This window comes from Gammaproteobacteria bacterium, from assembly GCA_019911805.1.
Lineage (GTDB): Bacteria > Pseudomonadota > Gammaproteobacteria > Thiohalobacterales > Thiohalobacteraceae > JAHJQQ01.
Genome location: JAIOJV010000052.1, coordinates 38,684 through 64,026 on the forward strand (window position 1 = coordinate 38,684; position 25,343 = coordinate 64,026).

The 25,343-nt window shown below is 63.8% G+C and carries 15 protein-coding genes; 5 read left to right on the forward strand and 10 right to left on the reverse strand.

Going from position 1 to position 25,343, the window contains the following annotated elements:
• Positions 1-2: 2 nt before the first annotated feature.
• The 4 genes from K8I04_05565 to K8I04_05580 are packed head-to-tail and all read right to left on the reverse strand — an operon-like array spanning position 3 to position 2,783.
• A complete protein-coding gene (locus K8I04_05565) occupies positions 3-905 on the reverse strand; it encodes a nucleotidyltransferase (protein ID MBZ0071175.1) in 903 nt (300 codons plus the stop codon).
• On the reverse strand, positions 905-1,402 hold the full coding sequence (locus K8I04_05570; GenBank protein ID MBZ0071176.1) for an HORMA domain containing protein: 498 nt from the start codon (positions 1,400-1,402) through the stop codon (positions 905-907). The genes K8I04_05565 and K8I04_05570 overlap by 1 nt, the downstream gene beginning before the upstream one ends.
• A complete protein-coding gene (locus K8I04_05575; protein ID MBZ0071177.1) occupies positions 1,399-1,875 on the reverse strand; it encodes a hypothetical protein in 477 nt (158 codons plus the stop codon). Before K8I04_05575 ends, K8I04_05570 begins: the two co-directional genes overlap by 4 nt.
• On the reverse strand, positions 1,872-2,783 hold the full coding sequence (locus K8I04_05580) for an AAA family ATPase (protein ID MBZ0071178.1): 912 nt from the start codon (positions 2,781-2,783) through the stop codon (positions 1,872-1,874). The genes K8I04_05575 and K8I04_05580 overlap by 4 nt, the downstream gene beginning before the upstream one ends.
• A 1,514-nt stretch (positions 2,784-4,297) precedes the next feature.
• Here K8I04_05580 and K8I04_05585 point away from each other — a divergent pair.
• Positions 4,298-4,738: a hypothetical protein gene (locus K8I04_05585; GenBank protein MBZ0071179.1), complete on the forward strand. Its 441-nt coding sequence runs from the start codon at positions 4,298-4,300 to the stop codon at positions 4,736-4,738.
• Positions 4,735-5,301: a helix-turn-helix transcriptional regulator gene (locus K8I04_05590; GenBank protein ID MBZ0071180.1), complete on the forward strand. Its 567-nt coding sequence runs from the start codon at positions 4,735-4,737 to the stop codon at positions 5,299-5,301. The genes K8I04_05585 and K8I04_05590 overlap by 4 nt, the downstream gene beginning before the upstream one ends.
• 637 nt (positions 5,302-5,938) lie before the next feature.
• Here the strand turns inward: K8I04_05590 and dbpA are convergent.
• The 3 genes from dbpA to K8I04_05605 form a co-directional block, all read right to left on the reverse strand.
• Positions 5,939-7,324 (reverse strand): ATP-dependent RNA helicase DbpA, encoded by a 1,386-nt coding sequence (gene dbpA / locus K8I04_05595; protein MBZ0071181.1) that lies wholly within the window; start codon positions 7,322-7,324, stop codon positions 5,939-5,941.
• Positions 7,325-7,538: 214 nt separating this feature from the next.
• Positions 7,539-8,396, reverse strand: a complete 858-nt coding sequence (locus K8I04_05600; GenBank protein MBZ0071182.1) for a serine protein kinase RIO — start codon at positions 8,394-8,396, stop codon at positions 7,539-7,541.
• Between the two features lie 104 nt (positions 8,397-8,500).
• Entirely contained in the window at positions 8,501-9,562 is a 1,062-nt protein-coding gene (locus K8I04_05605) for an AI-2E family transporter (GenBank protein ID MBZ0071183.1), read from the reverse strand.
• A 376-nt stretch (positions 9,563-9,938) separates the two neighbouring features.
• Here K8I04_05605 and K8I04_05610 point away from each other — a divergent pair, with 376 nt between their 5' ends.
• The 3 genes from K8I04_05610 (at position 9,939) to K8I04_05620 (ending at position 11,315) form a co-directional block, all read left to right on the forward strand.
• Positions 9,939-10,127: a hypothetical protein gene (locus K8I04_05610; protein MBZ0071184.1), complete on the forward strand. Its 189-nt coding sequence runs from the start codon at positions 9,939-9,941 to the stop codon at positions 10,125-10,127.
• Complete coding sequence (locus K8I04_05615; GenBank protein MBZ0071185.1) at positions 10,124-11,053, forward strand: DUF808 domain-containing protein; 930 nt, start codon at positions 10,124-10,126, stop codon at positions 11,051-11,053. Before K8I04_05610 ends, K8I04_05615 begins: the two co-directional genes overlap by 4 nt.
• 82 nt (positions 11,054-11,135) lie before the next feature.
• The gene (locus K8I04_05620; GenBank protein MBZ0071186.1) at positions 11,136-11,315 is read left to right on the forward strand and encodes a hypothetical protein; all 180 of its coding nucleotides are present in this window, start codon (positions 11,136-11,138) and stop codon (positions 11,313-11,315) included.
• Positions 11,316-11,320: 5 nt separating this feature from the next.
• On the opposite strand, the gene K8I04_05625 is transcribed toward K8I04_05620, so the two are convergent.
• From K8I04_05625 to K8I04_05635, 3 genes are all read right to left on the reverse strand, one after another.
• Positions 11,321-14,521 (reverse strand): hypothetical protein, encoded by a 3,201-nt coding sequence (locus tag K8I04_05625; protein ID MBZ0071187.1) that lies wholly within the window; start codon positions 14,519-14,521, stop codon positions 11,321-11,323.
• A 140-nt stretch (positions 14,522-14,661) separates the two neighbouring features.
• Complete coding sequence (locus K8I04_05630; protein MBZ0071188.1) at positions 14,662-17,826, reverse strand: hypothetical protein; 3,165 nt, start codon at positions 17,824-17,826, stop codon at positions 14,662-14,664.
• Positions 17,823-25,343, reverse strand: a complete 7,521-nt coding sequence (locus K8I04_05635) for a hypothetical protein (protein MBZ0071189.1) — start codon at positions 25,341-25,343, stop codon at positions 17,823-17,825. Before K8I04_05635 ends, K8I04_05630 begins: the two co-directional genes overlap by 4 nt.

Consider the following 25,343-nt stretch of genomic DNA (forward strand, 5'->3'; position numbering starts at 1 on the left):
CGTCACGATAAGGGGAATTTTGGTCCGAATAGTTCGCGCCAAGCCTTAAGCGCGTCGCCGTTCCGTCCTTGCCGGACAAGGTTGATGGCATTGCGCGCATCTCGACTCGCTGCCAGCAATAGATTGCGGGCGCGTTCCTTGCGAGAATTGTCCATGCCATCGCTGACCGGGGGCCCCAGACCCGCAGGATCGGGCCATGTGTCGTGGATACGGTCAGCTAGGGTGGCGAAGAGCGACTCGATCTCGTAGTCGAAGCGGCCCTGCCACCCGCCGTATAAGCACTGCAATGCCATCACTTCAATCAAGAAGGACGGTTTTATTGGCTTCAAACTGCCGTGTCGCGGATTGTTATTCCAATATTTCACCATTCGCACCAGGCCCTTCCACTCATTGGAATAAGCCTGGTGCGCGGCAGTCGCCTTCTCGGCGTGGAGCTTTGGATTTGTCTTGATCCATTTTCCGATATCGGTATCCGGGATCTCATAGTCATCGCCCACAATGAAGGCCGGGACCACGTCGACACTGAGAATTCGGTAATCGGTGTTGTCGTCGGCGTCCACGACGATGCCGAAATCGACGTTAACCGATCGCCCTTGTTTGCGCACAGCATCCTTGCCGTATTCATCGACCAGTGCTTTGTGGAAGTCGTCGATCACCACAGAGGGCGCCTTGTTGCGATAGTGGTGCTCGGTCTGCTTGAGGGCAAAGAAAATGTCAATGTCCTTGAGTGGCTTGGTTTTCGTATAGCGAGCATAAGAACCAGTCAGGAAGCTGTTTTCGATCGCGAACTTCGTATCGAGAAATGCGCGCACCTCCTTCTGCCGTGCCGAAGCATTCTGCTGTTCGCGGTCGTTGAGCTCCAATCGACTCTTGAACTTCCGGAACGCCTCGTCGATTGTCAGCATCAGTTTTTTCTCCAGTAGGCGGCGCTTCCCCCGAGACCGTTGTGCTCGATCGTCGAACCGAGACTATGCCGAACGAAGCCGTCCGTGGGTCGAAAACTTCCCGGCCCCCAGCCGTCCACTTTGGGTCGGCCAGGCTTAGTCTTAAGGAGTATGTCGTAGGCGGCGTCGCTGGGGGCGAGGCCGGCCTTGCGTATGTGGTACTTGAGCTGGTCGGTGTCGGTCCAAAAGCCGCCGTCGCCTGACCACCCATAGACGATGTCGATTTCCCACCGAACAATGAGTGCCCGAGTTGACGGGTCGAATACCTCGAGAACAACTTGTTCGAGGTCACCGGTGCTGAGCCACGTCTTAAGCGCCCGCATGTACAATTCCCAGTCCTGCACGAACCTTGAGGGATCGAGTCCGCTCAGGCGGATGATATCCTTGAAACTCTTCAGAATATTGTCAGCCACATACGTAACGGAGTGTGTATAGGTATTGACGGCGACGCTGGTCATGAGCCTAGGAACCCTGTCGGATCGAGGACAAGCGCGCCGGCTTTCGTTGTGGCCTTGCTTTCCTCAGTTGAAATGGACTCAGCACTGTCGCGCGCGATGATGCGTGTACTGTGCTTATTGATTGCTGCTGCCACCCAATTGAGATCGTCGGCTAGGCAAGGCAGCGAGACGGCCCAGTTGCCTTTGAGTGGGTCGTATCCCAAGGGATCTTCGTTGGCGTCCGACCCATCGATAGCGTCATCGTCATAGAGGCAATAGATGCGGGTACGAGGGCCATCGCAGGTTACGACAATGGCGGAATCTCGCGGCGCCTGGTCGGAAATTATGCTGGCAGCGATACCAGCTACAGCGAGCAGTTCCGAGTATGCCGGTCCGTCACGACCTTGTGTCAGAAGATCGACGATCGCGCGCCAGGTATCGTGAGCATCGCGATGCGGTGTGCTACGGAAGGTGCGGCGCGCCACAGTCGTCATTTGCTGCGCTCCTTGACGCGGGTCTCGCGCGCCATCTGGGCGGCCGTTTGAAGGGCGGTCATCGTAAGGCGCTCGGGATTCATCGCAGTCTGTGGGTCGGCAGCGAGTGCGTTGACTATCATCTTGCGGATGGCTCTTCCGTCTAATCCCACGCAGGAAGCAGCGCATTCCGTGATCCCGCGCGCCTCCACAAGGTTACCGATCGCCGGATAAACGGCCGCAAAGCCGACCAGGCAATCTTTGATAATGCGTTCGCACGCATCCCGGCCTGGCAGTGGTACCTCCAGAATCAGATCGCAGCGGGAAAGGAAGGCCTCGTCGACCGCCTGAGGAAAATTGCTCGTTGCGATGAACAGAAGATTGGAATGCTCCTCGGCCAACGCGTCGAGCTGGACCAGAACGGCATCGGTGGCGCGGTGAACATCTATCGGGTTAGCGTCTAGGCTCAGTTTCGCCCGGTCCGCGGCAAGGGTCTCGACTTCATCCAATAGGACAATGGTGGGTCCGGTGGAAGCGGCCTCGGCAATGGCCTGGGAGAAAAGATCGGTGACTGCGCGCTGCGTCTTACCGTGTGCGGCGCTCGCCAACGAATGCGGCTCGACTTCAAGCAGCCGGAATCCCGTTCTCCGGAACGAGGTCGCTACCCGATGGGCAAGCCCACGAGCGAGTGAGGTTTTGCCCGTGCCCGGGAGGCCGGTCAACATGATAACGCCGTGCAGGGGGACGACTGTGCGAGGGACCTTTCCGCGGATCGTAAAATTCAGGACTGCCTGCGATAACAGCCGGCGCTTCATGTCCTCGTCGACCACGATTGATTCCCAAAGGGCGCCGAGGGCCTCGTCGGGCAAGTTCCTGATCTTCTGAATACCTTTGGGCCGCTCGTAAACAGCGGACATGCGGTGGTTCATGTATTCACCTCAATCGTCTAACGCGACGCTGTGTATGCTCCGCCCCGAGGTTTCACGCTTATGGTCAGCGCCCAGCAAGATCTGCCACCCAGCCGCTTTAGAAAGCCTCCCGCGACTATACCCATATCTCGTGCCTGTAGGGCCGCTTTGGTCATCATAAACACAATATGTTGTGTATAAACAAAAACAGCACCGTCGATAAGTGAAACTGATTATTAGCACTGAGTCAAGGGGAGTGCCAAATTATTCTGCGTGGAGGTTCCGTGGTTTGGTGTGGGCACTGAATTGCTCAGAGATGCTGTGACCGCGTCAACCGGAGGACACGCAGGTGCGCTTTTCTTGATGTCGCCTGACCGGTGAAGGCCGTGTACGGCCCCCTTCTCGGTTTGCAGGCTCCCTGGTCGACGATTCAAGGTACGACCGCATGCGCACCTCTGTAGTCGGCATAGCTGATATCGCTCCTGGGTATGTCGGGCGGTCCGAAGTGACCGGTGTCGCCTAAAAGCGAGGTTTTTTGCATGGTGCTGGCTGCTATTTTGCTGAGGGATCAACTTAACTACATGAATTAACAAGTGGTTATTACCCCAGGTACGCAGGTAGTTCTCGTGAGCAAAAAAATGCTTGCAATAATGACGCGCGGGTTGCTATACTAAACACATCTGGAGAGGAGGCGTGCTACTGACCTAGTATGTGTAACCGCCAGATGCTTGCGCCCAGTTGTTCGCCACCGCGCAGGTGGCTTGCAAGCGCTGTACTTCCCCGCGCGAGCAGGGATTCACTGAAGATGTTCGCCACCGCACAGGTGGATTAGTAAGGCTGTTCTTCCCTGCGTAAGCGGGGTTTCTCTGAAGTGTTGTTCTCCACCGCACAGGTGGTTTAGCAAGTAGCTGTACTTCCCCGCTTCGGCGGGGATTCACTGAAGCGCTGTTCGCCACGGTCAGGTGGTTCAGCGGGTGTGTTTCGCCACCGCAAGGTGGCTTAGCAAGTGCTGTATCTTCCCCGCGTCAGCGGGGATTCACTGAAGTTGTTCGCCACCGCATAGGTGGAATTAGCTGGTGCTGTACTTCCCCGCTTCGGCGGGATTCACTGAAGTGATGTTCGCCACGGTCAGGTGGCTCAGCTGGTGTTGGTTCGCCACCGCAAGGTGGCTTAGCAAGCGCTGTATCTTCCCCGCGTCAGCGGGGATTTACTGAAGTGCTGGTCGTCACGGTCAGGTGGCCCAGCTAGTGCTGTTGATCCCCGCCGTACAGGCGGCTTAGAAATATATGTCAACAAGACATCTCCGCCGCACAGGCGGCTTAGCAAGTGCCGTACTTCCCCGCTATGGCGGGGATGTTCCTGAAGATGCAATTCGCCGCCCTATAGGTGAATTGCAGAACCCGACGGATTCCATATCGTCGGGTTTTTTCGTTTCAAAGGCCCCGTTCAGTAGGGCAAGGACAAAATCCAGGGTTGGTTAGTGACAGGGTATGCTATGATTTTGTATACCAATCAATCAGTCACAATTTGACATCATGGCAAGTGTATCCCTGCAAGAGTTGCTCGAAACGGTTCTACAGACACGGCAGCTGACGCAAGAGGAATTGGCGGAGCTGCTCGCTGCCGAGACGGGCCGCCATGTGACGCGGACAAGGTTGGTGGGTTGGCTCGGCGGCGCATCCCCGCGCGGTGACGAAGAAGAGATCCGAGCCGCGCTCGAACGGGTCATGGAGGCAGAGCCTGAAAAGTTGCTGCCGGCGCTGGTATCGAAGGAGCAAGTCGCTGCGGAGGTTCGGCGTTGGTTCGAAGCCGGACTGACGCGGAAGCAGGTGATGATCGCCGCGGAGATGCCACAGAGCACGCTTTCTGCATGGGAGCTTGGGCGGGTTGAGGTGCCGCGGCGGCGGTTCGATCGCATCAAGGCGCTGATCGACATCTGGGTCGACACGTTAACGGAAACAGGGCATCTCAAATGACCAAGAAACGGCTTATGGAGAAGATGCTGGAAGCCGGTACGGATGGACGTGCGAAACGGAAGACGCGCGAGCGCAAGGCTGAAGGTGAGCGTATTGGGTGGAGTGTGCTGACGCCCGAAGAGCAGGAGCGACCGGGAGCTCAGTTGCTGGCCATGATCTACACGGAAGCGAACAACCGAGGCATACCCCTGAAAGAGTTGGCCGATGAACTGGGTGTCACTTATGGCTACATCGCTCAGTTGAGAGCGGGTGTGCGCGAGGTACGGCACATCTCTGACGAGTTCGCCACCGCAGCGGCCAAGTTCCTGGGTTGCCCGAGAATCGATGTCTTACTGGCGGCTGGCAGGGTCAAGCGTGAAGACTTCCTCAGCGAACCTGATAACCTCGATACCCAGCTGAGGAATGCCATCGAGTTCTTGGGTAGAGACAGCACCTGGCGAAAGTGGGTGACACCACACGTTTTCGAATGCCCGCGAGAGGTCCAGTGGCTCGTGGTCCGTTTGTATGAGGAAGCCACCGGCCGGAAACTGGTAACTGCACCTGGTCTCGATCAGCTCCGATAGCACGAGTCGTTGACCTGTCCAGAGGGCGCCGGCTCGAGTAGCTGCAAAGTGTGCTGATGCTCCGATTGCTCTGGAAAGATGGACTTATAACTTGTTGATCTGTATAGTGCCGATCTTGCGCTATTGAACGTCTGCGATACACCTAGTTTTGCCTTTGATTTCAAGGTGTTTCAGCGCAGGGCGCACGACTTTGACATGGTGGGGGTCGTTGGTTCGAGTCCAATCGCGCCTACCAAATTCCAGTTGTAGATCATTTGCTTATGGTCATTCTTGGGCCATAAGCAAATTCTTCCCCAAAATTTCCTGAAACTCCGGGCTCAGTCCGAGGCCGGATCCTCACTCGTAGCGTAGTCATGCCCGTCCAGACGGTGATCGGTCATCCGGTCGCTGGTGTGTCCCTTGAGGGCTCGGGCCCGCTTCTGGTCCCAACCTGCCTTCTGGCGCAGGCGCAACCCAGCGCGACGCACTTGCTGTGTTTGCGGGTCCTGGACTGGATCAGGTACAGATAACCACCCTCGCATAGATCGGCGAAGCGGATTCCCCGCAGGACGACCCCCGCAACGAGCCGGACCTGGCGCGGCCCCTATAATCTCGAACTTTCCTGGAAGGGGAAGGGCAGATTGATAAACAGCCACTGTCAGGAAATATTCCGCACCTTGAAAAACCGCCCCTTCATTTTACCCGTGTTCAATTGATGCAGCGCCTTGTCCGCCACAGCATGCCGGATAGCCACGTAGGCATGATGATCGAAGATATCAATTTTACCCACCTGGTCACCGGCAATGCCTGAGGCATTGGTCAAGGCGCCCAGGATGTCGCCGGGGCGCAGCTTACCCTTGCGCCCCCCATCGATGCACAGCGTCACCATGGCTGGCCGAAGATCCTGCTTCTGATTGATATGCAGCTCACTGAGTAGGGCAATACGGACCGGACTCTTCTGATAATCCTCAACCGCAGTTACGCGATGTGTTTCGGCGGGTGTAAACAGACTCAAGGCCAAGCCTTCCTTCCCGGCACGACCGGTGCGACCAATGCGGTGTACGTGAACTTCCGGATCATAGCTCAACTCATAATTGATCACGGCTTCAAGGTCTTTAACATCGATACCGCGTGCCGCGACATCGGTTGCCACCAGGATTGAACAGCTCTTATTGGAGAACTGCACCAGCACCTGATCACGATCGCGTTGTTCCAGATCACCGTGCAACGCCAGGGCATTGAAACCCTGTTCATCCAGCGTATCGGCGATATCCTGGCATTCAATTTTAGTATTGCAAAAGATCACACAAGACGCTGGTTGGTAATGGCCCAGCAGAGTCACCAGTGCGGAGAGCCGATCAACACGGATGCCTACTTCATAAAACACCTGGGTGATTTTATTTTGCGTGTGCGTCGCCTCGACAACGATCCGGGTCGGATTTTTCTGCATAGAGGCACTGAGTTGCTCGATCATCTCAGGATAGGTCGCGGAGAATAATAACGTTTGCCGGTGGCTCGGCGTCGCAGCGACGATCTCAGCAATGTCATCGTAAAAGCCCATGTCCAGCATACGATCTGCTTCATCCAGAATCAGCGTGCTGACCCTATCCAGTTTCAACGTCGCCTTGCGTAGATGCTTCATTACCCGCCCAGGTGTGCCAACGATGATATGCGCGCCATGTTCCAATGAACCCACCTGCGGCCCGAACGGGGCGCCGCCGCATAAGGTGAGCACTTTGATATTGGGGATATGCGTCGCCAGACGCCGTATCTCCTTGCTCACCTGATCGGCGAGTTCCCGGGTCGGGCAAAGCACTACTGTCTGCACGTCAAACTCGCGCGCGTTAAGCCGTGCCAGCAGTCCAATGCCAAACACTGCCGTCTTCCCGCTACCGGTCTCAGCCTGAGCGATCAGGTCATTGCCTTGCAGGACGACTGGTAAGGCCTGGGCTTGAATTGGAGTCATGGACTGGTAGCCCATGGAATCGAGATTGGCGAGCAAAGCGGCGTCCAGACCCAGACTGGAAAAAGTGGTGCTTGTCATAGTGCACGTACCTGAGGAGTACTCTGATCTGAATGGATAACGCACAGCACGATGTAACCAGGGAGCTTGGTGTCGCGACCAATCAGGATGCGACGCGGGATATTGTCGGCCAGGTCGATCATGCCGTGTGTATACTCTGGTGCGGCACGGGATTAACCTACCCTACAAATCGCTTTCCACAGCTCGCGCTGTATTATTTAACTATTACAAAAGTCTATTCAATTTCCCGTGCGGCCAGTTCCCGCAAACGCCGCTCATTTTCCTGCTCCCGCGCGTCGTCGATTATCTGCATGACAGTTGCCACATCGGCGTCCACCGTACTGCGCTCGAAATGGCCGGTCAGCTTGCTGTCAGGCCGAAGCTTTCCACTGGTATATAGCGCCCAGATTTCTTTGCCGTAGTCGGTTTTCAATAGCGTCGGGGCATAGCTACCGAAATGTACTGTCATGTTGTCGACATCACGCTCCAGCATCATACCTGCGCTGTTATTGCCGGCCGCATTGACTGCTTGTGGCAGATCGATAATGACCGGGCCGTGCTCATCAACCAAGACGTTGAACGGAGATAAATCGCCATGCACCAGGCCAGCGAAAAGCATACGTACGATTTCTGCCATTATCACCTGGTGATACTCTCGCGCCTGTTGTTCGGATAACGTCACATGGTTGAGGCGCGGCGCAGCCTTGCCTTCGGCGTCCGTCACCAGTTCCATCAACAGGACGCCATCGACAAAGCCATAAGGTTGTGGCACGCGCACACCGGCAGTGGCCAAACGATAGAGCGCATCCACCTCGGCGCTGAGCCAGGCATCCTCCGACTTTTTTTGACCGTAGCGGCTGTGTTTACTCATGGCGCGAGCCTGGCGGGTATTTCTGACTTTACGGCCTTCCTGATATTGCACGGCTTGTTTGAAGCTGCGTTGATTCGCTTCTTTATATACCTTGGCGCAACGGATCGCAGAACCACAGCGGACCACATAGACCTGCGCTTCTTTGCCGCTCATTAATTGGGAAAGGACTTCATCGATCAGGCCATCATCGACCAGTGGTTGTAATCTTTTCGGTACTTTCATCGAACGATATCGTCTGTCTATTGCTTGGATTGATGGGCATGATAATAACATTTTCATGTCCTGGTCTGCTGCAGTATGTGTCTTTTGTGACCTCTAGGGCCGGATCACTGCCCTCCCACTTTCTCCCGAATGTTGAACTCACGGATGAATATGCCCCAGAATGCCATGAACAACGCCGCGATCAGCGGCCCGACCACGAAGCCGTTCATGCCAAACAGCACGAAGCCGCCCAGGGTCGAAAGCAACACGATATAGTCAGGTAGTTTAGTGTCGCGGCCGACCAGGATGGGACGCAGGATGTTATCGACCAGACCGATCACGCCGATGCCAAAGACGACGAGCACCGAGCCCTGTATCCAGTCGCCTGCTGCGAACAGATAGATAGCTACCGGTACCCAGATCAGGCCAGCACCGACCACGGGAATCAATGATAGTAGGATCATCACTACACCCCACAACAATGCACCGGGGATGCCGAGCATCCAGAAGATTATCCCACCAAGCGTACCCTGCAGGGCTGCGACCATCAGGTTGCCCTTGACGGTGGCGCGAGTCACTTCGGCGAACTTGGCGAATAACAGACGCTCGCGTTCATCGCCCAGCGGCAGAGCGCGTACCAGCAAGTCGATAAGCTTGACGCCATCACGCAGTAAGAAAAACGCGACGTACAGCATCAAGCCGAGGCTCATAAAGAACTGCAGCGTATTCTGCCCCAACTCCACGGCGTTCTGCGCGATGAATCGACTGACAGAGACGGCACCGCCAGCGACCTGTTGCTTGAGATTGTCCAGGTCAACGCCCAGACGTTCAATCAGATTCTGCACCAGTGGAAATCCCTTCTGTACCTGATCCAGATAGGCCCCCGGGTCCACCTCGCCACTCTGCAGGCGCTGATAAAGGCCGGCACCTTCCTGGAAGAACGATCCCAGGACAAACAGTACCGGGATGACCACGATGACCACGCAAACAGCCAGTGTCGTTAGCGCCGCCAGAGTGGGTCTAAGGCTCCAACGCTCCAGTAGCCGGTAGTACAGCGGATGAAACAGCACGCCAATGACGCTTGCCCAAAATACCGCACCGAAGAACGGCTTGAGCAGGTACAGGAACAGTACTGTTACCAGCGCCAGCATCAGGAAAAACGATCGTCGTTCCAGATTCTCTTGCATCGTTGTATCCTTTTGAGATGGCCGTGAATAAATGGCACGGTGAAGGCGGGAATCGACAGGGAGTTTATAGGCCTGTGTCGATCAGATGCTTTACCCGTTTGTTTGGCAGCCAGGTACAGAATCTACAAAATCATCGACATTCGCCTCCAATTCGCATGAAAACGCAACTGGTCACTTCCGACCTCGCAAATTTCGCCATGATCATCCTTGGCACACTGGGTTATGGACACGCCTCCTATGCCGCGCCGGCGACCATTTTTTCTCCGGTTCCGCCGACGATCAATGCAGGGATTTTCTGGGTGTCACGGGACCCGGCTCAGGTACCTTCACCTACGATTCGGTTCCCAGTAGCGATCGCAATTTCAAGACACGGGAGGTGGGTCTGGCCACCTTTGGATGCCTGTTCTCGCGCATGGTCGATGCAGCAGTCAACGTGGTCGCGTCCGGCATTGTCACGCCTGCTGACGCCTCGCGTGTCGCGTCCGAGGAGGCCGACGTCGCCCTCGTGCTCCACGACTATCCGTGCGGAACAGTCGCGGTGCGGGTGAGGGTCGTCAGCCCATGAGCGGCGGTCTGGCTGCACTCCTCGACGACGTCGCTGCACTCGCCCGACTGGCAGCGGCCAACGCGGATGACGTTGCAGCGGCGGCTGGACGCGCCAGTGTCAAGGCAGCGGGCGTGGTGGTCGATGACACCGCTGTCACTCCCCAATATGTCGCTGGGGTCAGCCCGAAGCGCGAACTGCCGATCATCAAGAAGATCGCCATCGGCTCCCTGCGCAACAAGCTGCTCATCATCCTTCCCGTCATCCTGTTGCTCAGCCAGTTCCTGCCTGGGTTGCTGACACCACTGCTCATGCTGGGTGGTACCTACCTCTGCTTCGAGGGTGCGGAGAAGGTGCTGGAGTTGATCCGTCGTCACGAACCGCAGAAGAAAACACCGGCGATCCTCAAGGGCCCCGAGGCGGAGGGCACCGTGGTGAAGGGGGCCATCCGGACGGACTTCATCCTCAGCGCCGAGATCATGGTCATCTCCCTGAACGAGGTTGCGGCCGAGGGTTTCCTGTCACGCACCATCATCCTGATCATCGTGGCGCTCACGATCACGGCGCTGGTCTACGGTGTCGTGGCGCTCATCGTGAAGATGGACGATGCGGGCCTGGCGCTGGCTGGTCACGAATCCGAACGCACGCAGGTGGTGGGGAGAGCCATGGTGGCAGCGATGCCCGCGGTGCTTACTACCATTTCCACCATCGGCATCTTTGCCATGCTGTGGGTGGGCGGACACATCATCCTCGTCGGCATGGCCGACCTCGGGCTCCACGCGCCGCATGACCTCGTACACCTCCTCGAAGACATCGTGGCACACGTGGCGGACATGGGCGGTACCCTGGCCTGGCTCGTGAACACCCTGTGCTCCCTGATGTTCGGAGTCATCTGGGGTGTGGTGGTGGCAGCCGCCCTCCACACCCTCCCATGGCCCAGGAAGTAACGTGCAGACACCCCGGCCGCGCACTCGTCCGGCGACACCACGCCGTAAGGGCCAACCCTGGGGGGCCGGTACTCTGAAGCTCATGACCCAACTGCTTCTCGACGCCACCGGTGGCGTCGGTGACAAGTTCGTACCCGAGGCGTTGAGTGCGGCTCTGGTGGAACCGGCCTCCGAGTTCTCACGCACCGGCTCGCGTTCGGACTCGCCGCAGACGCTGCAGCGGGACGCGATCCCGTGCCGGGCACGAGGCCGCAGGCGGTGACCCATTCAGGGTGTGGCGAGCGACTCCGTCACGGCGGTGGGCAGCAGGCCGAACGCCGCGGAGGCGAGGTTGAGCGCGCTCGTCGGGCTCCCATCGGGGTTCCAGACGTCCGCTTCGGTGAAGGTGCCGTCGGCGGTGGTCGCCTCGGGCACCGGTGGCCGCAGGCGCTCCGCCGCGAGGCGGCCGGAACCGCCACGTGCGACCAGTGCCCGCGCCGCCGCGACGACGTCCGCGGGGTGATCGGGGAGCTCGTTCACGGACACCCCCAACCGGTCGGCGCACAACTGTCGACGGAAGGTGAGGATCTCCTGCGGCCGTCCCTCCTCGACACGATCATCGAACATCGTGACCGCGTAGGAGCTGTCGTAGGAGAGGCCGCGTCGCCAGAGATGCGTCGTACCGACCATCGCCCACGCATCGTCCACGATCACGGTGGTGGTCGCCAGCTTGAGCGTGCGTCCCGGTCCCGCCGACGGTGAGAATACCGCCACCCGCGATTGCCGCGTCTGGGAGACAAGACGATCCAGCGCCGCGCGTGTCAGCTGGTCGCGGATGCGCTGGAATGCCTTCGGCAGCCCGGTGTCGAAGAACACGGGTATACAGACGAGCACGCGCAACCCCGGACGCTGGCTCATGCGGGTGAAGAGCGCGTCGAGCAGGTGCACGCGATCATCCGCCTCGCCGAAGGCCAGATCGTCGAGCGCCGGCGTCTCGATATAGATGAAGTCCTCGGCGCGTCCGATAGCACGGATCAGCGCCGTGGCGCCCTCGCGCGCGCCTCGCGCGGCGGCGAGGAAACGTCGGTCCAATGCGCGCGCAACCCGGTTGGCCGGATCGCCGATACCAGCGGGGATCGTTATGCCGATGCCGTCAAGCGCGGACCGGATGCTCTCCAGCCCTGCGCCGAACGGATAACCACTGCCCCCCACCAGGGCCGCGAGCTCCGACAGGCCGACCTCGGCCTCCACGCCTGCCGCCACCGTGCGCAACCCCGCCGCCCACAGGCTGTCCGCGGTGGGCGCCGTGGGCACTGTGAGTTCGTTGTCCGTCACCGTGGTCACGAGGTCGACGGTGTTCGGGGCCAGGCGATCGCGCACGTACTCGGCGATCCCACGCACGGCCGGGCCTTCCACCCGGGCACCGACGGCGACCACGTCGGGACCGGCCGGGCAGAGGGGGTGGCCGTCCTGATGCGGCGGTAGGCCGTGCCGGTCCCCCAGGGCGGGCCCGCCCCCCACCGTTGCACGAGAGGCGCCCGCCGCAGTCGCCGCTGCCACGAGTTCACGCCGCTCCAGCCCTGGATAGGGCTGGCCGGCCGCCCATGCGTCGGGCAGGGTGCGCGTCGTGCGGCGCACGGTAGCGCCGGTAGCCGCGAGCACGGCCTCACCATCGCCGGTGGGTTCACCCTTGAGAGCGGGGGCGGTGAGCCGGAGGGTGACGTTCGCGCTCGCCGCAGCAGCGAAGGTGTCCGCAGCACGCATGGCCGTCGTGATGGTCGTCGGGTCCACGAGCGAGGTGCTCCCGCCGCCGAGGGCGACCACATGCGTCCCGGACGCGATGTTCGCGCCGGCGCCGAGCGTGGCGATCTCGCGCCCCTCCTCACAGAGCAGGAAGGGGCCACTGGCGCTCGCGGCAGCGACCGCCGACCCGCCCACCGGTACCGGTCGGTTGAAGCGCTGGTCGGCAAAGTGGCGCCGGCCCTGCGCAGTCACCACCAGCACGCTCGCGCCCATGGGCGTCTCGGGTGCGGCATCGCCATCGGGGAGCGCGGCCACGATGCGCGCGACGCCGTTCGCGTCCACCAACCCCGCACCACCATCCAGGTGGTAGCGCGTACCGGTGGTGTGATCGAAACCCTGTGTCCAGCAACGCACCCAGGTACCGGCGGCCTCGCTGCCCACGTCAGCGGTGAAGAGTACGCGCTGACCGGCCACGGTACCGCCCACCTCGGCACCGCCGCCCACCAGTGCCTCGGCGGTCAGGGTGAGCGCGGTCGGCGCCGCGACATCGGGCAGCGTCCCGGTGACCGGGCCCCAGTCGAGCGTGAGCGCCGACGCCACCAGCCCCGCAGGGACAGCCGCGCCGCCGTCCTGCAGCCGCAGCGCCTCGAGGGCCGTTGCAGCCACAGCGTCCGGGGTGCGCAGCAGACCGGGGCGCGTGGCACGGTCCGCCAGAATGCGCGTGGACGCCCGCTCCTGGTCGGCGGCACGCGTGCGCACCGGCGCGGCCGCACCGCCGTCTGCATGGCGTGGCTGGCCGGTGAGGTGATGCTCGATGCTCACCACGGCCACGCGCGCGTGATCACGCCGGAGGATCGGGTCGAGCGGACCGTCCGTGAAGAGCGACGCGCTGTCGCCGAAGCGTCCATCAGGCAGCACAGCGAGCCGTGGCAGTGGGAAATCATCCGGAGCATCAGTCGGTGCGGCACTGAACGAGAGGTCCACCGCTCCCGAATCGGTCCCATCGTGGAAACGCACACCACCCGTGCCGGCCACGCTGCCGCCCACGGTGACGCGGGCGAGCTCCTCCGTCGGCAGCGGTCCGCCAAACGGGTTCACGAGCTGTACGGTGAGCCGGTCCGCGTCCGCCGCCACCGGCACCGTCCGCGTATCCACCCCTGCAGCGAACAGCTCCTCGAAGCCGTTGTCGGCATGCGTCGCCATGTACAGCCACCAGCAGGCTGCTGCTCCCGGGTCCACCGCGTGCCCCAGGCGGTCAAAGGCCCAGAGTCGCACTGCGGTGTTCGTGGGGAACTTGAGCAGGAACTGCGACTCACTTGCCGTCACGCCGGGCCGGAAGGGGTCGCGCATGGGCGCCGTACCGTTGCCGAGCGCACCGCCGGTGGAAGTGAGTCCCAGGTATTCGAGCCGCTTCGCGTCGGTGTCGACCGTGGCTGGATAAGGAAAGGGCAGTCGTCCGTCGAACCACGACACCCCAGCGACGGTATCCACTATTTCCAGTGCAAGCGTTCGCACCACAGACCGCGTTGCCCGGTCGGCGACCGTCGGATTACCGAGCGTCGGGATGGTACGCATGAGCGCACCGAGTCGCTCCGACGCCTGCGGCAGGAGCTCGTAAACGGCGATGAGGCGACCGTCGGTGAAGGCCAGTCCGTCCGGCCCGCGAAGGTGGGCCAGGCCGAGTGGACGCGGGTCGCTGGCCACATAGAAGGAGAGGATGCCGGCCGCCGGTGGCCGCCATTCCACCTCGCCGCCGAGCGTGAGCGGCACCGCCAGGTCGGCGTCGGGGACCGGCAGCTCCACCGAGTCAACGGAGAACCAGGGCCCGAGCACGGGGCTGTGCAGGCCCAGGCTGCGAGGGGAGGGTGTCAGGGTGATCATCGCCGTCAGCTCCGCGTCACGGTGGTGGACGGTGCGCTCAGACGACCGCCGGGATCCAGTGTCACGACACGCCAGCTCGTGCCGCTGGGCGGGTCATCACCCACGGCATCCACGAAGTGGAAGGTACGGGCCAGATCGGTGCCCGTGGATGCCGTCGGGTCGTCCGCGAGCACGGTGCCAACGCGCGTCTCGCGACCACCCGGCAGACGTCGATAGACGTCGAAGCGGTAGCCGCCCATGGCGCCGCGCCGCAGCCGTTCGGGGTGTCGCCAGGTGATCGTGGCGGCGGTGCCGCTGACGACGAGCGCAAGGCCTGTGGGTGCGGCCGGTGGATCGGGCGGGATAAGCGCCGAGCTGACCGCACCACTGGCCGGGCTCCATTCGCCCGGCAGGGTGGTGCCCGGGGGCGGTGGTGCCTGCACCTCCACGCGCCATGTCATGCGCGTCCACGGTGGGAGCGAGCCGCCGGCAAAAGGATCCGTACCGGCATCCAGCAGCTCTATCTCCTGCGGTCCGTCGGTGGCCGGATCGGCGTCCAGCGCGGGTGCCGGTATGTCACCTTCGGCGACGATCGGCATGCGCAGCGGGTCCGAGTCCGCTACGCTCCGGCGCAGCCGCCAGCGCGCCGCCGGCTGTGGTCCACGGACGACCGTGGCCGTGAAGCGCGCCGCGCCCTCGTCGCTGAAGCCCTCGAGGTCGAGCAGTGGGCGCGGCGGCGGTCCGCCCGATGGCACGGCCACCGGGAGCAGTGTCGCGGCCGTGAAGTCGCTCTCCACGTTCTGCACGCTGAGCGCCACGACCTTGAAGAAGGCGAGCACGCGCAGTGAACCCGACAGGTCGTGCGCGTAACGCAGGGCGGTGCCCTGGAGCGGCGCATCGGTGAGGTTGCTGAACAGGTCGCGCGTGAAGACGGCTGCATGTGCAGGATCGCTCCAGACAGCACCCCGGTGAGCCGCGTCGGGCGCGGCGTCGACCGCCGTGACGACCGCTGCGGCGGCGGCATCCCCGGCGCCAGCCCGCTCCGCTAGCGCCGAGCGCAGCCGCGTCTCGTCGCTGGTGTAGACGCGGTACCGGGCATTCGGCGCGCCGGTCCATGACAACACCACGCGTGCCCGACCCACGGCGTCCGGGCGTGCGCTGTAGCGGAGCGTCGGATCCATCACGAGTGCGGCGGGTGGGCGCGGATCCACCAGTACCTTGCGCTGCTCCTCGGACGGGTCGCCGTAGCCGTCGTCATCGAACCAGTGAGCGACGAGCCTCGCCTCCACGCTCCCGGTACGTGCGATCATGCCGGCCGGCGGTGTGATGGTGATGGGGAACTTCGCCGGATGCACTACTGGCAGATTCACCTCCTCGTTGACCGTCACGCCGCCCACCGTCCCCGAGACCCGGGCGCCCACCAGCGGTCGGCTGCCGGCGGCGAGGTCGTCGACGCGCGGCAGGATGAGCACGGCGCGCAGCGTGCCGAAGCGCGGCGTATCGTCGAGCGGCGAGTCGTCGGCCAGATCGTACTCCAGCGACAGCACCGGCGCAGGTGGCCGGGTGCGGGGTTTGGCGGCGACGGCGCGGGTGCCCCAGTCACTCCACCGGCCCCACCAGTCGGCCTGCGCGATCCGATACTCCACCGCATCCGGCGGCGCCGAATCGTCGGCGTAGCGGCCGCTGCCTGTCTCGGTGGCCCCGTCGGGAACCGTGGGCACGAGGGCGAGCGCACGTCCACTGTCCGGGTGCCGCGCGTTGAGGCTCACGATCGGGCCGGTGCCGCTGTCGTGGCGAGCGACGGCCAGCGTCGGTGCCGCCGTGAGCCCGGCGAGCGGCAGGGTGATCTCCCGCTGCGCGGCAGGTGGCAGTACCTCGGGCACCCAGGTGCCGAGCGCGTCGCCCGTCGGCAGCGCCTGGGTCGTGCCGGTGGCCCCCAGCTGCTCGGCGGGCAGGAGCGGCGTACCCACCAGCGGTGCCGATGGGCGCGCTGGTGGTGCCCCGCGGACGACGAACAGCGGCACGGTGAAGTCGTATACCGGCAGCCCGTCGGCCGACAGGTGCGGCACCGTAAAGGGCAGCGCCAGTACATTCGCTGGCGCGGTCATCGGGCCACCAGCGACCAGCAGCGATATCAACTGCGCGACATCGAGCTTCGCGTTGTCCACAGCCAGGAAGCCGCGGATGAAATAGAGCTCGAAGGGCTGTGGATCCGCGGGTGGCAGGTCCACGTCCATGAAGCCCAGCCAGCGCGCCATACCCGGATCCGCAGTACCGGCCAGCACCGCATCCAGGCTGTTGAGTTGTGCCGTGGCGACGGTGGCACCGCTGGTGACCCCTTCATCGAGGTCGACCGTGCTGCCGAGATCGTGCTGGCGCGTGGAGAGATCCTCGAGTAGCTGCTTGAGATGCGGTTCGAGCTCACGTGTGAGTGGCTCGACGCGCGTCCATTCGTCATTGTCGGTGGCGGGTGGTGCGAGCGCCGCGGAAGCGACGGTGGGGTCGTCGTGCAGCCCCAGCCGCTGCGGTGCGCCGCGGCGCACCCGGTTCTCAGCGGTGTCGCGCGCGAACGGCAGGCCCCGGTAGCGGGGCGCCGACTCGTACGGCAGGGCGAGGAAACTGGTTGGCTTGAACTTCTCCACCGCGCGTACGTCGGCGGCTACCCAGGCCGCGGCACGCACCACCCCCTCCCCGGAGATCACCACGCCATCGATGTGCGAACCGGCCACGGTGTACGGCGACGCGGTGCGTTCGCCGATGAAGCGGCGCCCAGCCGTTGTGTCGACATAGGCCGCTACGACCAGCGCATCCTCCGTTCCATGCGTTTCCATTGGACGGTGGGTGAGGACCGGCGTCCGACGGTTCCGCCCACCCTGTACGCTCACCGCGATCGCGACCTCGCCGCTGTTGCGCAAGAGGTGGCCCGTGACCGGATTGTCCGGCGTCACGGTGAACGGGAGTGTGAGCACGCGTCCGTACGCATCCACCCAGGCGATGCCGGTACGTGTGCCGCGCGCGACGAGGTCCTGCACGATCTCCTTCTCCACGCGATAGACGAGGAAAGGGCAGACCGGCAGCCCGAGCTGCGGCGCTACGTACACCCGGAGATGGATGCCGTCGACAAGGTGGGGGTCGCCGGCACCGTCGATGCCGGAGGCACCCATGGCCCAGCGTGGAGGCAGTGCGCTCATGTCCGCTCCTGCAGGACGACCAGCGGAATGGAGTTGATGCTGCGGGAAGCGATGCGCGTGCCGGCTGGTTCGGTGATGCGCAACTGCAGGCTGGCCTGCTCCGGTACCGCGATGCCGGGTGAGCAGGCGAGGAGCACGCGTGTCGCCGACTCGTTCGAGCGTACGGGCACGAGCGTGGAGGGAGCGGGGGACGCTATGCCCGGGATACTCGCGTCGAGGATGTCGAGGCGGGGCGGGTTGCTGACCGGATCGATCAGCCGTGGTGCGCGCAGCAGTGCCTCGTCACTATCGAGGAGCAGCCCTACCAGCCGCCACTGTGTGTCAACCTCAGTGTCAACCTTAAGCCAGAGCGCCACCGACCGCGGGCCGCTGGCCGGCGCGAATGGATCGAGCCCGATGGCAGTGAGCGCCGCGTCCAACAGTTCATCGTCGGCGAGCTGCTCGTCGGACGGCGGCGCGCCGGTCACCAGCACGTCGAGCGGATAGAACGGATTGGGTGTCGTGAAGCCGAAGCCGGTGGCCTCAATGAGTTCAGTGACATCGGTGTAGCGTGAGGCGCGGAAGTGCGAGAGCCCGATGTCGATAGCCGCGCCACCAGCCGAAGGCACGGCCTGTACCACCAGATCGTAGCGTGCCCGTGGTGCGAGTTCGGCCGTCACCTGCAACGTTGCGCCATCCACCGGTGCATCCTCCAGGCACGGTGCGGCCACCGCCGCGCTGATGAGTCGCTGGTCGGCCAGGTTGCGCAGCTCGAACGGCAGTCCGCCCCATACGAATGGTTCCAGCAGGGGCAGGATCACTACCGGGATGCCCGATGGCGGTGTAGGCGGTGGATCGGTGCGGCGCACGATCACCTGCAGCGCGTAGCCATAGCGGTCGAGCAGGTCCTCGATCCACTCCACCTCGAACCACACCAGTAGCGGATCGCCGCGCAGATGGGACGGCACTTCGGCCACCGGGTCGAAGCCCCGCAGGTAGCGTGCGAGTGCGCGTGGATCGAACCGTTGCTGCTTCGCGAAGTCCCGCAGCTCGGCGTCGGGAAGTGTGCCGACATCGGCCGTCCGGAAGTGGAAGCGAGGTGCGTGATCCGTGATCGTAACGCCGGACGGCGGGGCGTCGAAATCCAGCGTCGACGCCGACGGAGGGGTCTGGGTGGACTCCTCGCCCACCCATACCGCCGCGCGGTACCTGATCTGAACGGCATAGCGCATGCCAGGGTCGAGCAACCTGTAGCGTTCGATGGGATTCTCGGTTTCGGTCGCGTTGTTCCACGCATCGCGCAGCTCGTCGCGCGCGGCATCGTCGTTGTCGGCAGCGACGATGGCGTCGTGCCGGATACCACAGATGCGCACCACGCCGATGTGGAAGTAGGGATAGGGCATCACCTGGAAGGCAGTCCACGGCCCCGCGATGCGCGGCCGGTAGCGCACGTAGGCACAGCCATGGCGCCCCTTCACCGACACGCTCAGGATTTCGCCGGGCCACGCCTGCGGCTTGCCCTGGCTCGTTCCAAATACGATCGGCAGTGGCAGCCGCGGCGGCGCCTTGCGATTCACCGTGGCCGACAGGCTGGCGGGCTGGAACAGCGACATGATCTGCGCCACGATCTTCTCCTCACCGACGAACGTGTCGATGTCGTGGCAGAAGCTGATCAGGTGTCCCACGCCACGATTCATCTTGATCCGCACGGACAGGATGCCCGCACCCCGCAGGGTGATCGCGTGCACCATGCCTGCCGGCCCCCGGGACGTCTCCTGTGCCACGACCCGACCATCGCCATCGAGACCGTACGCGGCAATCGTCGCAGCCTCGGTCGCGCCGAGTTGTAATGAGACACGATCGGTCTCCGTGGGCAGGGCCGCCTGGAGCGCACCATCGCTGAAGGTCAGCTCGTGGTTGCCGTCCGGTGCGTTAACGGGGAACTTGTCGGCCGCACCGAGCAGGCCACGCCCGGCGCTGAAGCGCACGTTGCCAATCCTGATCTCGCTGCCGCGGAAGCGCTCGTAGCGCTTGAGCTGCGCCATATCGAGGCAGCTCGTCTCGCGTCCGCCAATGTCCGGCACGGTGAGGCACACGGCGAGGAGTAATTCCGGCTCCGACACCTCGGGCACGAACGTGCCCTGGATACCCAGGCTCATCGCCGTGACCGAGGCCCGGGTGTACCGGGGCAATCGCCAGGCGTGCGTGAGCGCCACCGACTCGCCGGCCGGCGTGAAGGGGATCGGCAGCGCCCCACTCACCCCGGGTTCGAACCCGAAGCCGAAGATGGCGGCCAGCGCGCTGAGCGTCGTCACCGGGAAGCTGGGCGGCACGCCCTCCATGCCGGCTACGAAGAAGTCGGGCGGGTAGGGCGTGTGGCCGCTCGGCGGTGCCGTGAACTGCACGCGCCCCGGGGCGATCCGCTTACCGGTGCCGCCGAGCACACAGTAGTGCGTGGGTCGTGGCGCCGGATCGCAGACGCGGCCGAGATTGTCAGCCGGATCGGATGACAGCCCTTCACCACCCTCGGTGTGCGCCCGTGACCAGGGCGCCGGATCCCAACGCAGCAGCGCCAGATCCCAGCCTTCGTGCGTGGATGCCGGCGTGCTGCCGTCCGCGGGTACGGCGGGACGGAAGGAGGGCATCCACCAGACCGCCGGCCAGGTGTGCGTGTCGAGTGTGGACTCGCTGCCATCGGCCTCTATGCGCACGAGTTCCACTGCTTGCAATTCGTAGAGGTAGCGCACGCGATTCGTACCCGACCACTCCACCCCTCCCCAACCCTGGGTCGGTGAGGGTGCGAATCCGGTGGGTGTGGTCGGGATGCTGGAACGCACGCGGTGAGCGAAACGCAGCACCGGCACCGTATCCGGCCACGCCGTCTGGGCGCTACCCAGCCCGACGAGCGCCTCCTGGCCCGCGCCGACCACGCGCGTGAATTTGTCGGCCAGGACCAGGCTGGTCACGAGCGGGTCGGCAGGCGGCGGTGCCAGTGCGGGGGTGGAGCCGACCGTGAAGTCGACGCAGCCCTTGATGCTGAAGAAGAAGAAATCCACCTTGCCGCAGAACTTGCCGACGAGCTGCGAACCGGTCTCGGTGATGAGCGCTTCGAGTTCGCCCGAGGCGCTGAGACTGACGATCACCAGGCGCAGCTCGCCAGACACGTACAGCCCGCCGGCGAGCACGAACGGCCGCGTGCCCATTCCCACCAGCACGGAGATGGACGCCTTGAGGTAGATGGAGCTACCTCCCCATTTCACACTCAGGCCGGCGCCCATCCCGATCGAGAAGCCCTCGAAGTTGAGCGTGTCGCGTTTGCCGAGCTTCCGGAGGTGACGCTCCTCCACCATGAAGAACGCCGTCGCCCGAAGGTCGAGAATGTCGGGGAGTAGTTGCACCGTGACCGGACGATCGGGCCGGTCGTCGCCGCCGTCGGAGCCCACACGCACGTACCCGCCCTGCGTGCTCGTCTGCAGCGGGAAGTAGGCACCGACCGGCACCTGCAGCTTGAGGACGCGCGGGATCTCGTAATCGGCGCTGATGGCGACGCCGATGGCCGTGGGATCGATGGAGACGATGCCCAGCAGTTGCAGCCCGCCCCCCGCGGGTGTACTGGAACGGTCTTCCTCGGCCGCACCAACCGGGGGCTTCACCAATACCGCCTCGATGGAGAAGACGACCGAGATATCGGGGAAGCCGATCGTGAGCATCCCCTTTGCGTTGAACGTGAACGCGGCGTCGGGGAGCGTGCCGACCATCGCGCCGAAGCCCACTGCGAACTGGCTGGATTGCGGCTTGTACTTGGTGAGCGACGAACGCCTGTGCCAGCCGACCTCGCGGGCGTAGACGTCAACGGGATCCAGCCCGTCCAGGTTACGCGCTCCGTTGGCCACGAAGCGACCGGCAAATCCGAACAGGCCGAGACCGGTATTGCCCAGCGGGATGCCGGTGGCGAACTGCACACCGCCCTCGATATGCACCATGCTCGGGTCGCGATAGGCGAAGCTGCCCCACGCCTTCAGCTTGGCCGGGATGATATCGAGCTCCAGGCTCGCCCCGAACCCGTCCGGCAGGATCATCAACTCGCCGCCGCCCTTCACCGCGGCCGGTACGTCGATCGAGGCCTTGATGCCGCGGATACCTACCGAGATCGACGGCGGCTCGACATCGGTATCGATCTCCAGCCGGATGGTCGTGCGCGAGATCTTCACCACGCCCAGATCAAGCGCGAACTCGATGTCCACCTCCACCCAGATCGAGCCCGCACCGACACGGATCGCGGTGATTCCCAGCAGCCTGCCGAGCGCGCCGGTGATGGACCACCGCCCGGGATCGGCGACCTCGAACTGGGCGTCCTCGAAGACGAAGCGTACCCGCTCGAGCAGTGGCTTCGTGGTGTCGTGTTCGTACTCCAGCCCCACGTTCTTGTAGCGGACCTTGATCGGTTCGCTGGTGGACACGCCCACTGCGCCGCCCAGGTTCGCGCTCACGCCGAATGACGCGGTGTAGTCCACGCCGAGGCGCACCTTCATCCCGTCGCTGGCGTCGATCGCCCGCAGGCGTGCCTCTCCCTCCAGCTTCTCGACGATGACCTTGCCATCCTTGATGACGTGCTCGCCATCGATCTCGAGCGCCGCCGCGGCCGCCGCGGCGGCGGTGAGGGCGGCGATGCGCACGCCGGCGCCGGCCGGATCATCGGTCGTGATGCTGCCCAGCAGCGCCGGGGCCAGCGCGAGGGTCACGGCCACCGTCTCGTCGACGCGGCTCGCGGCGTCCGGTTTCACGATGGCGAACAGTCCATCGGCATCGCCCATGGAGTCGAGCGAGAGCAGGAACGAGGTCTGTCCGCTGCGCTGGTCGGTGGTGAAGCGGGCGATGATGCGCCAGAGATCGGGACCGGTGCCCGGATTCGGATTGACCGGCGCGACGGTGCTGCCGCCCGACAGTCCCGGTACCTGTACGTCGGTGGACGCCCACTCGAGCGTGATCTGCGCCAGCGTGGGTATCCAGTCCACATCGTTCACGATGCTCGGCGAATCCCAGGCTGCCTTCACCGCCAGCCGATAGGCCGGTTGCGGCATGCTCGGATCGTGCGGAGCCGTGGTCTCGGGGTCCTCGCCCGGCACCAGGGCGCGCATGAGGTCGGCACCGCGGGTGGCGGACTCGCCGCTGTCCGGTACCGGCGGCGTGGTGGCGGGGTCGCTCAGAATCGCGTAGATGTCCACGCCGCGCGCCGCGATCCGCTCCGGACGCGATTGCGTGTCGCCCCAACTGGCGCGCGTGGCATCGTCGTAGTCCACGAGGATGCGCCAGGCCTCGTCGATCTCGTCGCGGATCGGGCCGGTAGGCGCGAAGTTCGTCGCGTTGGCGTAGGCCGCGCCGTCGGGGCCGGGCACCATCCCCTGCTCGCCGATGCCCTGGATGCGCGCCGCATCGACGCCCGCCGCGATGAGCATGTCGCGTCCCTTGGCAAAGCGCTCGTTGGCCAGGTCGCGATTGCGGGTCTCTGTGCTGATCCGGATGTCACAGCATCGACCGATCACGATGAACCGCGTGTCGCCCGGCAGGGAAGCTACCCAGGCGCTGATGTCGCCGGTGCCGGGAGGAGCGCCGATGAGCGCATCGTCGGGCGAATCCAGTTGTTCGCTAGTCCCGAGATAGCGCGGGTACGGTCTGGGTGGCCCGAATGGGAGTGCCTCGGATGCATGGATGCGTCGCCACGACGTGGGGGTGTTGTCATTGAAGTTCATCCGGATAAACAGATGACGTAGCGGCGACATCGTGGGTGGCGGTGGCGTCGCCGGATCGGTGGGATCGGTGTTCTCGCCGATCGTCACCTCGGCCAGCGTGCCCTGCGGCACGCTGAGCACACCCCCGCTCAGCGTCGCCGGGGAGGAGGCGGCAATGCGTGCATCGGTGGCGTGGAACGCCATCAGGTTCCACGAATTCTCCACCGCCCGGATGGCCGCCGGCACGTTGCTCGTACCGACCACCTGCCGCACCTGACCGGTGCGGTGCCCCACGAAGAGCGGCCCCACGTCCACCACTTCGATGCGACAGCGGCGCACCTTCTCCTGCCGGTCGGTGAGCGTGACCGTGTGCGTCCCCTGCGCCCAGCCAGTGTCGAGGTCGAACGTCATCCCCGTACCGCTGCGCGTACTGCCGTCGCTCTCCCACCTCCAGCGCAGGCCGTCGCGATCCTCATCGGTCCACGCGTGTCCCGGCTCGGCAGGCGGCTGGATGGCCGAGAATTGCACGAAGTCGAGCGCTATGCCTGGCCCGCGCAGGAACACGACCTCATCGAACTCGTGCGAGAAGCCGGTGTTCGCGTAGCGCACGCGGATATGCGGCAGTAATGCGGTGGTGTCGGTGGAGCGCACGAAGGCGAAGGTGTGTTCGGTCGACACCATTTTGCCGTCGGCATCCGGCTGGCGCTGGAACACCACCAGTGTGGGACCACCGGGCGCCATGGGTACGTCGAACCAGCCGGAGTCCGGGCCGAGCGCGAGCTGATGGTCGGGGCGAAAGAATGACGCGTCGGTGCTTGGCGTCGGGAAGCGCGCAATGATGCGCGCGGTGGGTCCCGTTTCCGCGTGCACGGTGACTGTGTGCGAGCGGCCGGCCCCGGAGAGCCCGCCCAGTTCCACGACGCGCCCCTCGATCTCCTGATAGAAGCGCAATGTGAGCGCACCGCTGAGCGGCACACCGAGCTCCAGCTGACCCTCCCCCTGGAACGATGTGGTCGGCTTCCATCCCACGAGCAGGTCGCGGACACCGAGGTTCACATCGCCGATGAACGGGATGTTGCGCGGCAGGAAGAGCGTCGCCTGCCGAACGGAGAGCCCCTCGAAGTCGGGCCCGTGCTCACGCGCCGTGATGTCGGTGGGGGTGTAGCTGCTGGTGAGGTCGAGCACCACCCGGTCGACCGTGAGCCCGAAACCGCTCTCGTGTAACAGCAGGTGGGGCGGTGAGAAGCCCGTTTCGATCACCGTGCCGCTGGGTGTGGTCGGTACCAGCGGATCGGGGTCGGCAATGAGTCGCACCGAGGTGCCGGACACACCGCCCTCGATGCGCAGCACGCCGCGCGCATACAGCTTCACTCGACTGCCACCGCTCGGCGCCGGGCGCATGAAGGCGGGTGACGACGGTGATGCCGGAATGACTTCACCCGGCTTGCCGATCGGGATCACGACGGCAACACGGTCGAGCACCAGGTCGAGCAGCCAGCCGGTGGGTTCGCCCTCGAGGTCGGTGTCCGCGCCACCCGTCACTGCACGCACCCAACCCAGTTGGAACGGCACGCCCACGGTCAGCCCCGGGATCTCGATCGGGAAGCCGGGCCCGAGGACGAGCCCGATATCGGTGGCGGAACTCACCCGCCCTTCGTGTACGAAGAACGCACCTGATGTGCGCGTCGTCAGGTCGGCGATGTTGAGCAGTTCTATGAAGCGCTGGACCTCATCGGGTATGAAACCCTGTGCCCCGGGGGGTACCTCGGCAAGGAGATCGAGGAGGGTGGCACCACGCACGAAGGCCAT

Bases quoted from the DNA above. Each gene is read 5' to 3' on its own strand.
- K8I04_05580 (MBZ0071178.1), bottom strand. From the start codon at position 2,783: ATGAACCACCGCATGTCCGCTGTTTACGAGCGGCCCAAAGGTATTCAG.
- K8I04_05600 (MBZ0071182.1), bottom strand. From the start codon at position 8,396: ATGAAAGTACCGAAAAGATTACAACCACTGGTCGATGATGGCCTGATC.
- K8I04_05570 (MBZ0071176.1), bottom strand. From the start codon at position 1,402: ATGACCAGCGTCGCCGTCAATACCTATACACACTCCGTTACGTATGTG.
- dbpA (MBZ0071181.1), bottom strand. From the start codon at position 7,324: ATGACAAGCACCACTTTTTCCAGTCTGGGTCTGGACGCCGCTTTGCTC.
- K8I04_05565 (MBZ0071175.1), bottom strand. From the start codon at position 905: ATGCTGACAATCGACGAGGCGTTCCGGAAGTTCAAGAGTCGATTGGAG.
- K8I04_05585 (MBZ0071179.1), top strand. From the start codon at position 4,298: ATGGCAAGTGTATCCCTGCAAGAGTTGCTCGAAACGGTTCTACAGACA.
- K8I04_05620 (MBZ0071186.1), top strand. From the start codon at position 11,136: ATGACCCAACTGCTTCTCGACGCCACCGGTGGCGTCGGTGACAAGTTC.
- K8I04_05615 (MBZ0071185.1), top strand. From the start codon at position 10,124: ATGAGCGGCGGTCTGGCTGCACTCCTCGACGACGTCGCTGCACTCGCC.
- K8I04_05605 (MBZ0071183.1), bottom strand. From the start codon at position 9,562: ATGCAAGAGAATCTGGAACGACGATCGTTTTTCCTGATGCTGGCGCTG.
- K8I04_05630 (MBZ0071188.1), bottom strand. From the start codon at position 17,826: ATGAGCGCACTGCCTCCACGCTGGGCCATGGGTGCCTCCGGCATCGAC.
- K8I04_05590 (MBZ0071180.1), top strand. From the start codon at position 4,735: ATGACCAAGAAACGGCTTATGGAGAAGATGCTGGAAGCCGGTACGGAT.
- K8I04_05635 (MBZ0071189.1), bottom strand. From the start codon at position 25,343: ATGGCCTTCGTGCGTGGTGCCACCCTCCTCGATCTCCTTGCCGAGGTA.
- K8I04_05575 (MBZ0071177.1), bottom strand. From the start codon at position 1,875: ATGACGACTGTGGCGCGCCGCACCTTCCGTAGCACACCGCATCGCGAT.